The sequence below is a fragment of the Anaerotruncus sp. AF02-27 genome, assembly GCF_003465835.1.
Classification (GTDB): Bacteria; Bacillota; Clostridia; order Oscillospirales; family Ruminococcaceae; genus Anaerotruncus; species Anaerotruncus rubiinfantis.
Window position 1 is genome coordinate 96,300 of record NZ_QSBX01000001.1, and the last position, 10,895, is coordinate 107,194.

A 10,895-nucleotide genomic window follows, 5' to 3' on the forward strand; every position below is an offset into this window, starting at 1 on the left:
CACCGAATCATGCATATGAAGGAACTCGACCTGCCCAGCGAACAGCTGCAGCAGGATATTAAAAGTTTATGCAACGAGTACGCGCAGTATAACAATATCAATCCGGAACTCTTCTCCAAATACAACGTAAAGCGTGGCTTGCGCAATGCGGACGGCACCGGTGTGATGGCCGGCATCACCCAGATCTGTAACGTCCACGGTTACCTCATCAACGAGGGGGAAAAGGTTCCCATCGACGGCGAGCTGACCTATCGGGGCGTCAATATTAACGACATTATCGCTGGCTGCGCCGCTGACAACCGGTTCTGTTTCGAGGAAACCGCCTGGCTCCTGCTGCTTGGCAATCTTCCCACCGGTCAGCAGCTCGCCAAATTCCAGGAGATGCTCGCTGAATCGCGCAATCTGCCCGACAACTTTACAGAAGATATGATTATGAAGGTCGCAAGCCCCAATATCATGAACATGCTCGCCAGGTCGGTCCTGGCGCTCTATACCTATGACTACCGCCCCGATGACACTTCAATCGAAAATGTCCTGCGCCAGTCGATCCAGCTGATTGCGCGGATGCCTTCGATCATGGTCAATTCCTATCAGGTGAAAAAGCGCGTCTACGACGGACGCAGCATGTACCTGCACAACCCCGATCCCGAGCTCTCCACCGCGCAGAACATTCTGCGCCTGCTGCGCTCGGACAAACGCTTTACCGAAGAGGAAGCGAATCTGCTTGACCTATGCCTGATGCTGCACAGCGAGCATGGCGGCGGCAACAACTCCACGTTTTCCGTGCGGGTGCTCACCTCCTCTGGCACCGACACCTATTCGGCCATCTCCGCAGGCATTGGTGCGCTCAAAGGCCCAAGGCATGGCGGCGCCAACTTTAAAGTCATAGAACAGCTCGAATACCTCAAGGCAAATGTCCAAAATTGGGATGACGACAACGAAATCCGCGACTATCTGCGCAAGGTCGTCAACCGGGAGGCAGGAGACCGGTCGGGGCTCATCTACGGCATTGGGCACGCGGTCTATACCAAAAGCGATCCGCGTGCCGCCGTGCTCAAAAAGAACGCGTTCCGCCTCGCGCACGGCACCGATTTTGAAGGGGAATTCCGCCTGCTCAATGCGGTGGAACGTCTCGCGCCCAATATCCTGCGTGAAAAATGGAAAACCGACCGCTCGATCTCCAACAATGTCGACCTCTATTCCGGGCTGGTCTACCGGATGCTCGGCATCCCGGACGAGCTGCATACGCCGCTCTTTGCCATCGCGCGCACGGTCGGTTGGTGCGCCCACCGGCTCGAGGAGATCTGCACCAGCAATAAGATCATGCGCCCCGCCTACAAGCCTGTCATTGGCGACCGGCCGTATATCCCCCTTGCGGAGCGCAAATAATCCAAATCCAAAAAAAGATACCTCTTGCCATCCCCGATGGCAAGAGGTATAATTATTAGGTTAATAATATGCAAATTTCAAGAATCCATACAATACGGAGGATTTCGATGCCTTATAAAACTTCCAAATTCATCTTTTTCTTTTCTATGGTTGCCTGCGTCGGCCTGCGCATCTATCTGAAGCTATCCTATATCGACCCGGATACCGGTTTTTACACCGACGAAGGCCGGCTTTTCGCCATCGTTTACGGCGTAATCCTTGGCGCGTCCTGCATCGCAATCATTGTAAGCGCACTGTTTTCCAGAAAGAACACATCCACGGTCTACGCGGCCTATCCAAACCAGGTGCGCGGGATGGCCGCCCTTGCGGGTATCGTGGCGCTGCCAGTCGCGGGGCTTTCCGCTTTCGCGCAGTTTTCATATATGGCCGACCTCGATTTTCCGGGCCCTGTCGTGGTGGGCGCCCTGATGCTCCTTTTGCGGCTCATCTGTCTTGCCGCCGCGCCGGTTGTCTCGGCTGTGCTGTTCATCTATATCGGTTTTAAAGGCACGGGCGATTCCCGTACCTTCCGGATCAACGGCCTACTGATGCTGGTGCCTCTCATTTGGCAGGTTGCCAATCTGCTGACCTCCTATATGTCCTATACTGCGATCCGCAGCGTTTCCGACCAGCGTTACACCGTTGTGATGCTGATCCTGCTGGTGCCGTTCCTGCTCGCATACGGCCGGGTGATGGGCGGCGTGAACCCGGAAAAAGGCATGCGGCAGATGACCGCGTTCGGGCTTTCCTTCGCAATTGTGGCGCTCAGCGTTTCGGCAGGCATCCTGGCCGCGCCGTTCTTTGGAAAGGCTACCGACATTGCAATCAGCCTTTCCGAAGCGGGCTTCTACTTCTGCCTGGGGCTTTACGCCGCGGCGCTCTGTATGAACACCGAATCAGAATAAATAAAAGCGGATAAAAACACAAGGGGCCCCATACCGATGGTATGGGGCCCCTTGCTGATTAAAAGAAGGAAAAACGCTTAGAAATCGATCCGGAAGGTCTTGTCCTGGATCTCCCGCATCGACATATCGGCGCAGCAAAGGCTCTCATACAGCCGCCACTGCTCATCGACTGTGGGCGCGACCGCGTTGAAGTAATCCTTGACCACGTCGCGGGCATAATCATGCGCCACAAAATGTCCGTCATCCGCGGCAAGGCGGCTCACGCAGGAGTCCTCCGCGTCCTTGCCGATGACCGCATACTTTTTCAGGAACGCCGCCGCTTCCGCTTCGCTCCAGCGGTTCTCCCACAGATTACGGGTGACCTCGAGCTTCGCATAGCCCGCAATCTCGACGTACTTGTGCCAGAGCGGCATCAATTCGACCAGCCCGGTATCCAGGCCGGCGTTTTTAAAGATCGTTTCACGCTCAAAGTCGAGCTGCTTTTCCATCGACAGGTCAAAGCACATGGGGATAACATACCGCGCCGAACCTTCAGTGAAGGCTGAAGATGAAGAAAACTGCGAAACGACCGCCATCTCCGGCCAGCAGGTATCGATAAAGGTCTGGGTGCGCTTCTCATAGTAGGTGATGTGGCCGGGTTCCATCTCATGTCCGATGCATTCCACTACATTATCCACTGTCCAGGGGAAGTTCAGATTGAAGTTGCGTTCATATTCGAGGTGGTTGTAGTCATAACCGAACAGGATCGACAAAAACGCCATGCCCGGATCGGCATATTCGCGCACCCGTACCCGCGGCATGCTGTTGCCGGTGAGGGTCATCCTACGCATCGAGATATCGTGGAATACCTGGGTGGTCTCCTTGAGAACCCGCAGGACCCTGTCCTTTGGAATGGAGATTTTTTCACGGAACGCCCAGGCCTTCTCCTGCGCGGAACCCGCGCCGGGCAGCGCCTGGCCGAGCTCCGCGAGGATATCGTCGAATTTTTTGTAGTCATAGTCGGGCGCCACTAGGCTGTAAAGCTCGTCGGTCATCGTATCGAACGGGATCTTTTCACCCAGCAGCATCCGGGTGCGGGTGCGCACATGGCCCACGTGGTCGATCAGGTAATTGACCCGGTGGATTTCTTCCGGGCGGGCGGTTTTTTTGTAGAGCGCGAGGTTGTCAAGCAGGTGGGTCGACTCGTCCAGAATGTCGCGCAGGGTGCGCCCGTGTTTCGCGTCCGCGATCTCATAGTCGGGCAGGATCTTGTATTCGCGGGAATACCGCATATCGGTCCTTCTCCAGAAAGGGCCTTCGGTATACCACTGGATATCGATATCGTCGTACCGGCTTTTGCATAAGGTCATTTCCTCATACTGTTTTGCCATTGCATTAAGTGCGGTTTCTGACATGACGGGAGACTCCTTTGTTCTGATTTTCTGTTATGGGGCGGTTATGCCTTCCCGCAGCGCGCGGCAATCTCCTCGCCGGTGGCGATCCAGACGTCGCCCGCGCGCTGCATCTCGTCGAGCAGCTTTTCCAGCATGAAGATGCGTCCCTGCTCGCCGACCGCCTGCGGGTCGAGCTGGAGGTTCAGCAAGGTGCCCCAGCGGCGCGCGCCCTCAAGCTCATAGCGCCAGTTTTGCAGCACGTCGTCCATCGAAGCGCTGCGCGCCTGTCCCGGCGGGATCGGCGGATCGAACGCAAAGGTGAAATACGGCAGATCGAAAAGTGCCCAATGAATCGGCAGTTCCAGCAGGCCCGCCGGTTCGCGGATATACGGCAGGTCACTGTCCGAAAGCGAGCTCGAATAGGCAAAGCCCAATTCCTTTGCGACACAGAGGGTTTCCTCGGTGATCTCCCCTTCCGGCATCCGAAAGCCCACCGGGTCTTTTCCGACCGTCTCCCTGAGGATCGACTGGGCCTCGCGCAGCCGAGCTTCCTGCTCCGCGCGGGGAAGATGTGCGAAGATCTCATGCTTTAGTCCGTGGCAGCCGATCTCATGGCCGCGCGCGGCAATTTCTTTCACCTTTTCCGGATAACGGCGCGCCACTTCTCCCGGCACAAAAAAAGTGGCCTTCACGCCGTAATTGTCGAGCGCATCCAGCAGATGCGGCAGTCCAAATTCCATACCGGTGCGACCGAGGCGCAGGATATCCCCTTCGTCCACGTCCACCTCCGGATAGAAAATCCGCCCATAGAATTCCGCGTCAAGGTTCACGCTGATCAGAGCGGCGCATCTTTTCCCTTCCGGCCATACTGCTTTTTCATTCCTCATGACCTTTGCCCTCCATGACCGATTTAAAGTGGTTTGCAATTTCAATGCAGGGGACGCTCCAGACATCGGGATTTTCCGCAAGATATTTGCAGAACTTCTCCAGCATAATTGCGCGGCCCGGGGTTCCCGCGATCTGCGGATGAAACGCGGTGGAACCGGAATTTCCGAAACGCGCCGCGCCTTCCACTTCACGAATCCAGTTTTGGTAAACGCAGTCGTAGGAGGCAAGCCGCGGCATCCCTTCGAGCACCGCAGGGTAGTTGTGCAGGACCGTCTGAACATAGTCGTCGGTCTGTTCGTCACGGCAGGGGATGTTGACGCCCTTTGTCGGCGTCCCCTCGACCTTGTACCAGCCGCATTCCTCGCCGCTGGTGCCCGCACTGGAATAGACAAAGCCGCCGTCGCTGTAAAGCCAGCGCTCGGTCTCGGGCAGCAGCGAACCGGTCGGACGGATGCCGAGCGCCTTCACACCGGCATATTTTAAGAAGATCTCTTGGCAGCGTTCGAACCGCTCGACCTGCTCCGTAAAGGTTTTTCCGTATGCGCCGGTGTGGTCAAGCCCATGGTGGGCGATCTCGTGGCCCTTGGCTAGGATCTTTTCCACCACGTCCGCATATTCCCGCACCATGTCCGCCGGTATGAACCAGGTCGCCCGAAGATCATACTCCTCCAGAATTTCAAGGATGCGCTGAGCGCCTCTGCGCGGTCCATACTGACCGATCGACGGCCCTTTGATATAGGCGGAACCGTTCGGCAGATGCCGGATCTTGTTGCGCCAGATGGTGTCGCCGTCCATGTCAAAGCCCAGGGAAAACGCGCATTTGGCTTTGTTTGGCCAAACCATAATGATTGCTCCTTTTCGTTGGTATTCTTGCCGCGCCAGCCGCGGCCGCAAATCTGCAAAAGCCTAAAAAGGCGGCCGGGAACCATATTCTGACTCCCGGCCGCCCCGTATTTCTTAACCGGGCGCCCTTACACCAGCATCCGTTTGCCGCCGTTGGGCGCGACAATCTGGCCGGTCACATAGTCCGCCGCTTCGGAAACAAGGAACAGCACCGTGTTCGCAACGTCCTTCGGCACCGCGATGCGTCCCATCGGGATGAGCGGGATCTCGTCCGCGACCAGCTCGAAGTCCGCTTCCCGCAGTCCGGGGGTGTCGGTCGTCGGGACCGGGATGACGTTCACGTTGATGTTGTACGGCGCGGCTTCCTTCGCAATCGAAGTGGTGAGCCCGATGATGCCCGCCTTCGCGGAAGCATAGTGGGCGCACTGGTCGCCGCCGCCGATCGCATAACCGGAACTGATGTTCACGATCTTGCCGCTCTTCTGGGCGCGCATATACGGGAACACTTCCCGGATCATGAAGAACGCGCTGTAGAGGTTGAAGCGAATGTAGTGGTCCCAACGCTCATCGGTGATGGTGAAGAAATCGCACGGAGGCTCGCCGCCGCCGCCATTGTTGACCAGAATGTCAACTGTACCGAACACCCGGACCGTCTCGGCAACCAGATTCTTGATGTCCTCGATTTTCATGATATCACAGTGACAGTATTCGGCAATGCCGCCCGCTTCGATAATCCCTTCCTTGACTTTCTTCCCGTTTTCATCGTTGATATCGCTGACCATGACCTTCACGCCGTAGGCGGCGAGCTCCTCCGCCACGCCACGGCCGATGCCCCGGCCCGAACCGGTGACGATCGCTACTTTTCCGCCGATCTGCAGATAATCTTTCATGACTGCTGCCCTCTTTCTCCTTCATTTTTCCGTTTGCCAAGATAAGCGGAGACCACGCTCTCGCTTTTGGCAATTTCATCGCCGGTGCCGAATTTGACAATTCTGCCCTGTTCGATAACACAGGCGTGATGTGCAATTTTAAGTGCTTTGCGCGCATTCTGTTCGACGAGCAGGACGCTCACACCCTGTTTGTTGATCTCGTCGATGATGTTGATGACATCGTTGACGATGAGCGGCGCAAGTCCGAGCGAAGGCTCGTCAAGCAGCAGCACCTTCGGGTTCGACATCAGCCCGCGCGCGATCGCGAGCATCTGCTGCTCCCCGCCCGAAAGGGTGCCCGCGCGCTGGCTGCGGCGTTCCTTTAAACGCTCGAACAGCTCGTAAGAACGCTCCAGGCCGGGCTGCCGGTTCTTTACCAGGTAGCCGCCCATCAGAAGGTTTTCCTCCACCGTGAGGTTTGGGAAAATCCAGCGTCCTTCCGGCACCAGCGCGATTCCCCGCGCCACCACCGCGTGCGCGGCCGATGTGAGCGGTTTCTCATCGTAAAGGATTCTGCCGCCCTGCGGTTTCAAGAGCCCCGCGATGCAGCGCATCAGGGTCGATTTGCCCGCGCCGTTCGCGCCGACGATGGACATGATCTCTCCCTGCCGCATCTCAAAGCTGACGCCGTTGAGCGCCTGGATTTTGCCGTAACTGTAAGTCAGGTTTTCTATCCGCAGCATCTTAGTCACCCACCCCCAAATAAGCGTCGATTACTTCCTGGTTCTGCTGGATCTCATCCGGCGTGCCTGTGGCCAGCTGTTTGCCAAAGTTGATGACCGTGATGGCGTCGCAGACATCCATGATGACGTCCATATGATGGTCGATGACCAGGATTGTGATGTCCCTGTGCGTGTCGCGGATATTTTTGATGATTTCGGAGAGCCGTTCCGACTCCTCCTCGTTCATACCGGCGGCCGGTTCGTCCAGAAGCAGGACTTTCGGCGAAGTGGCCAGCGCGCGTACGATTTCCAACCGGCGCTGCATGCCGTACGGCAGGTTGCTTGCGACGTGGTCGCGCATCTCCCAGAGGCCCACGCTCCTCAGTGACGTCTCGCAGGCTTCGGCGCACTGCCGCTCCTGCTCCCGGTATTTCTTTGTCTTTAAAACGCCTTCCACCAGGTTATAGGTCATATTCTTCTGATAGGCGATATGGACGTTTTCATACACGCTCAGGTCGTTAAAAAGGCGGATGTTCTGGAAGGTGCGCGCAATCCCCTCGCGCGCGATCTGATAGGGCATCTTCCCCGCGATGGATTCGCCTTCCAGGAAGATATCTCCCTCGGTGGGCCGATAAACGCCCGTGATCATATTGAACAGCGTGGTTTTTCCGGCGCCATTCGGGCCGATGATCCCAAAGATCTGGCCGCGCTGTGCTTTGATATTGACATGGTCGGTGGCCACGATGCCGCCGAACCGCTTGCAGGCATCCCTGATCTCCAGTGAATAGGTACTTGTTCCCATAGCTGTATCCCTTTCCCGATCTCTCGTATCGTTACTTTTGACTTTGTGCATCTGCCGGGCGTTTTCTAAATTTGCCGGTCACCCAGTGAAAAGCATTCTTAAAGTCCTTGAGACACAGCTCGCGCGTACCCATCAGGCCGGATGGGCGGAACAGGATGACAAAGACCACCAGCAGGCCGTAAAGCACCATGCGCCACTGTTCGGCGGAGCCGAAGCGCAGAAGTTCCGGAAGCGGCAATAGCAGGAGGCTTGCAAGGATAGTGCCGGTGAGGCTTCCGCGGCCGCCCAGAATGACGATAATGACCAACTCATCCGATTTGACCATTGTGAACATATTGGGCTGCAGGTAGTGCATATAGTGGCCCAGCAGCGCGCCCGCGCATCCGCACAGCGCACAGCTGATGACCATCGCTTCCATTTTATATTTGAAAATATTGATGCCAACCGACTGGGCCGCGAGTTCCTCTTCACGCACCGCAATACAGTTGCGCCCATGTTTCGAATTGATATAGAGCCGCAGGACAATGATCGTGACGATTACAATGATCCACACGGTGCCAAAGCTCGCGCCCTTCGGGATGTCCGAAAGGCCGCGCGCGCCGCCCGTGATCGAAGTCGCGTTCTGGATGATCAGCTTGATTGCCTCGCCGATCCCCAGCGTCACAATGATGAAATAGTCGTCCCGCAGTTTCAATGTGGGATAACTGACGATGGCGCCGACAATAGAGGCCGTGATCATCCCCGCGATGACGCCAAGGAAAATCGGGATTCCAAACTGCTTTGTCAAAAGCGCCGACGTGTAGGCGCCGACCGCCATGAAGCCCGCGTGTCCCATTGAGAACATGCCCGTAAAACCGCATAGGATCGACACGCCCAGGACAGCGATCATATAGATACCGACAAGAGTCGCTACACCCAACCAATATTCCATCTCATAACCCTCCTTCAGGCCTTGTCTTCGCTGGATTTCCCCATAAGGCCGGAGGGGCGGATCAGCAGAATACCAATGAGCAGTATGTATGCGAACAGGTCACGCAGGGTGGTGGAGACATAAGCGGAAATCATCGCTTCCGACACGCCCAGCACCAATGCGCCGACCACGGCTCCAGGAAGGCTTCCCAGGCCGCCGAACACCGCGCAGATGAACGCCTTGTTCGTATAGAAGGTGCCCAGCGACGGATAGGTCGTGTATTTCGCGCCGAGCAGCGCGCCCGCGACCCCCGCCAAAGCGCCCGCAATCAAAAAGATCGCCAGAATCAGCCGGTAGGTGTCCACCCCCATGAGGGAGGTGGTCTCCAGGCTGTAGGAGGCGCCGCGGATCGCAAGGCCCAGCCGGGTTTTACGGATGATAAGCTCCACCACCAGAAGGGACAGCATGCTCACTACAAAGATAACGACGTCCACCACGCCGACGCTCGCCCCAAAAATCTCAAGGCTCTGGGAGGAGAAGTTGACCGGATAGATCCGGAACCTTCCCGAAAACGCAATGATGATCAGATTGTCGCCCATGACCGAAATACCAAGCCCGATAATCATGAGGTAGACGCGCCGGGCGTTGCGCTTTAAGAGCGGGCGGTAGGCGACGAACTGGATGAACGCCGCCAGAGCCGCCGCCGCCACGATCCCCATGATCACACCAGCGAGCAGATCCTGCATCGCGTAGGTCAGGAAAAAGAATGTTGCGAACGCGCCGATGGTAACAGAGATACTGTGCGCGAAGTTGGTAAAGTTGAGTAGACTGTAAATGAGTGCGTAACCAACTGCCATCAATGCATACACACTGCCAACTGATAACCCGTTTATCAATTGCTGAATAAACAAATGAAGGCACCCTCCTTTTTTAAGAGCCCGCGCACAGTAACTATAGGTTCATTACAACCGCACGTACTCGTTATGGTTTTTTAATCTCTGCTCATGCAGTCTTTTCAGGCATAAACAGGCCCAGGGTTTTAAAATCGCCGTTTTCGATCTGGCAGATCGGCACTTCACGGTAAACCAGATGGGTTTCAGGGTCAAAGGTGATCTTACTGGTCAGACCCTCGATTTCGGTGGTGTTTTCCAGCTCGTCGCGGATCTTCTTCGAATCCGCCGCACCGGCCTTCTCGATCGCTCCGGTCAGAATCTTGAATGCGTCGTAAGCCAGATAGCAGTCCGGGCCGACGTTGACGCTCGGGTCATACTCCCATCTCTCGATAAAGTCTTCCAGCAGGGTGTGCACCTTGTCGGATCCGGTATCAACCGCAACGTTATAGATCATGCCCTCGACCGAATCGCCCGCGATGTTGAACAGGTCGCTGGACATCGCGCCCTCGGTGGTCAAAAACGGCTGCTCGATGCCGAGCTCGCGCGCCTGGTTGGCAATTAGGCCGATCTGCTTATAGTATCCCGCCGCGATGTAAAGCGCGTCGAAGTCACCGGAATTCTTGATGCGGGTGAGCACCGCGCGGTAATCCACATCGCCGGTGTTGTAAGCTTCGCTGCAGACGATCTTGCCGCCGGAAGCTTCCACATTCTTGGTGAATTCATTGGTGACGCCGATCGGGAAGTCGGAACCGATCTCGTAGATGATCGCAATGTTCTTATAGCCGCATTCCTTGACCGCGTACTGGCCGAGGATGGCGCCGCTCTGCGGGTCGTTGAGGCAGGCGCGGAACGCCCACGGGCGCACCTGGCCGTCGTCGGTCATGGTGACCTTCGAGTTGGTCGCGATGCTGGTGAGGACCGGGATTTCATATTCGCTGGCAACCTCCACAAGCGCGATGGTGCTGGCGGAGGAATCGGTCCCGATGAAGGCCACAACCTTGTCGTTCAGAATCGCTTTGCGTGCCGCGTTGGTCGTTTCCACCGCGTCGTCACGGTTATCGTACACCTTGATCTCGATCTGTTTGCCCAGCAGGCCGCCCTCCGCGTTTTTCTGTTCCGCCAGCAGCATGATAGTCTGAGAAAGCACGTCGCCGAAGATAGCGCTTTCTCCGGTCAGCGGACAGACCACGCCGATGCGGATGGTTTCCGCTTCGGCCGCCTGCCCTCCGACGGCGGAATCACCGGAAGCGGCTGGGGCCCAA

Annotated in this window: 11 protein-coding genes; 2 read left to right on the forward strand and 9 right to left on the reverse strand. The window is 56.7% G+C overall.

Annotated features, from left to right (window positions below; all coding sequences use genetic code 11):
- Positions 1-9: 9 nt before the first annotated feature.
- On the forward strand, positions 10-1,389 hold the full coding sequence (locus DWV16_RS00515) for a citrate/2-methylcitrate synthase (protein ID WP_341472906.1): 1,380 nt from the start codon (positions 10-12) through the stop codon (positions 1,387-1,389).
- Positions 1,390-1,496: 107 nt separating this feature from the next.
- A complete protein-coding gene (locus DWV16_RS00520) occupies positions 1,497-2,333 on the forward strand; it encodes a hypothetical protein (RefSeq protein WP_118477542.1) in 837 nt (278 codons plus the stop codon).
- 77 nt (positions 2,334-2,410) lie between these two features.
- Here DWV16_RS00520 and DWV16_RS00525 read toward each other — a convergent pair whose 3' ends face one another.
- From DWV16_RS00525 to DWV16_RS00565, 9 genes are all read right to left on the reverse strand, one after another.
- Positions 2,411-3,727: a hypothetical protein gene (locus tag DWV16_RS00525; RefSeq protein ID WP_118477543.1), complete on the reverse strand. Its 1,317-nt coding sequence runs from the start codon at positions 3,725-3,727 to the stop codon at positions 2,411-2,413.
- 41 nt (positions 3,728-3,768) lie between these two features.
- The gene (locus tag DWV16_RS00530; protein ID WP_118477544.1) at positions 3,769-4,593 is read right to left on the reverse strand and encodes a polysaccharide deacetylase family protein; all 825 of its coding nucleotides are present in this window, start codon (positions 4,591-4,593) and stop codon (positions 3,769-3,771) included.
- Positions 4,583-5,437: a polysaccharide deacetylase family protein gene (locus DWV16_RS00535; RefSeq protein ID WP_066457522.1), complete on the reverse strand. Its 855-nt coding sequence runs from the start codon at positions 5,435-5,437 to the stop codon at positions 4,583-4,585. The genes DWV16_RS00530 and DWV16_RS00535 overlap by 11 nt, the downstream gene beginning before the upstream one ends.
- 128 nt (positions 5,438-5,565) lie before the next feature.
- On the reverse strand, positions 5,566-6,327 hold the full coding sequence (locus tag DWV16_RS00540) for an SDR family NAD(P)-dependent oxidoreductase (protein WP_066457518.1): 762 nt from the start codon (positions 6,325-6,327) through the stop codon (positions 5,566-5,568).
- A complete protein-coding gene (locus DWV16_RS00545; protein ID WP_066457514.1) occupies positions 6,324-7,049 on the reverse strand; it encodes an ABC transporter ATP-binding protein in 726 nt (241 codons plus the stop codon). The genes DWV16_RS00540 and DWV16_RS00545 overlap by 4 nt, the downstream gene beginning before the upstream one ends.
- Position 7,050: 1 nt before the next feature.
- The gene (locus DWV16_RS00550; protein ID WP_118477545.1) at positions 7,051-7,830 is read right to left on the reverse strand and encodes an ABC transporter ATP-binding protein; all 780 of its coding nucleotides are present in this window, start codon (positions 7,828-7,830) and stop codon (positions 7,051-7,053) included.
- Positions 7,831-7,861: 31 nt separating this feature from the next.
- Complete coding sequence (locus tag DWV16_RS00555; protein WP_066457509.1) at positions 7,862-8,761, reverse strand: branched-chain amino acid ABC transporter permease; 900 nt, start codon at positions 8,759-8,761, stop codon at positions 7,862-7,864.
- Between the two features lie 14 nt (positions 8,762-8,775).
- Positions 8,776-9,651: a branched-chain amino acid ABC transporter permease gene (locus DWV16_RS00560; protein ID WP_066457504.1), complete on the reverse strand. Its 876-nt coding sequence runs from the start codon at positions 9,649-9,651 to the stop codon at positions 8,776-8,778.
- A gap of 91 nt (positions 9,652-9,742) precedes the next feature.
- Positions 9,743-10,895, reverse strand: a 1,153-nt coding sequence (locus DWV16_RS00565) for an ABC transporter substrate-binding protein (RefSeq protein WP_243007247.1), incomplete at its 5' end; no start/stop codon positions are given.

Coding starts and splice junctions, on each gene's coding strand:
- DWV16_RS00515 (WP_341472906.1), top strand. CDS start 10: ATGCATATGAAGGAACTCGACCTGCCCAGCGAACAGCTGCAGCAGGAT.
- DWV16_RS00520 (WP_118477542.1), top strand. CDS start 1,497: ATGCCTTATAAAACTTCCAAATTCATCTTTTTCTTTTCTATGGTTGCC.
- DWV16_RS00525 (WP_118477543.1), bottom strand. CDS start 3,727: ATGTCAGAAACCGCACTTAATGCAATGGCAAAACAGTATGAGGAAATG.
- DWV16_RS00530 (WP_118477544.1), bottom strand. CDS start 4,593: ATGAGGAATGAAAAAGCAGTATGGCCGGAAGGGAAAAGATGCGCCGCT.
- DWV16_RS00535 (WP_066457522.1), bottom strand. CDS start 5,437: ATGGTTTGGCCAAACAAAGCCAAATGCGCGTTTTCCCTGGGCTTTGAC.
- DWV16_RS00540 (WP_066457518.1), bottom strand. CDS start 6,327: ATGAAAGATTATCTGCAGATCGGCGGAAAAGTAGCGATCGTCACCGGT.
- DWV16_RS00545 (WP_066457514.1), bottom strand. CDS start 7,049: ATGCTGCGGATAGAAAACCTGACTTACAGTTACGGCAAAATCCAGGCG.
- DWV16_RS00550 (WP_118477545.1), bottom strand. CDS start 7,830: ATGGGAACAAGTACCTATTCACTGGAGATCAGGGATGCCTGCAAGCGG.
- DWV16_RS00555 (WP_066457509.1), bottom strand. CDS start 8,761: ATGGAATATTGGTTGGGTGTAGCGACTCTTGTCGGTATCTATATGATC.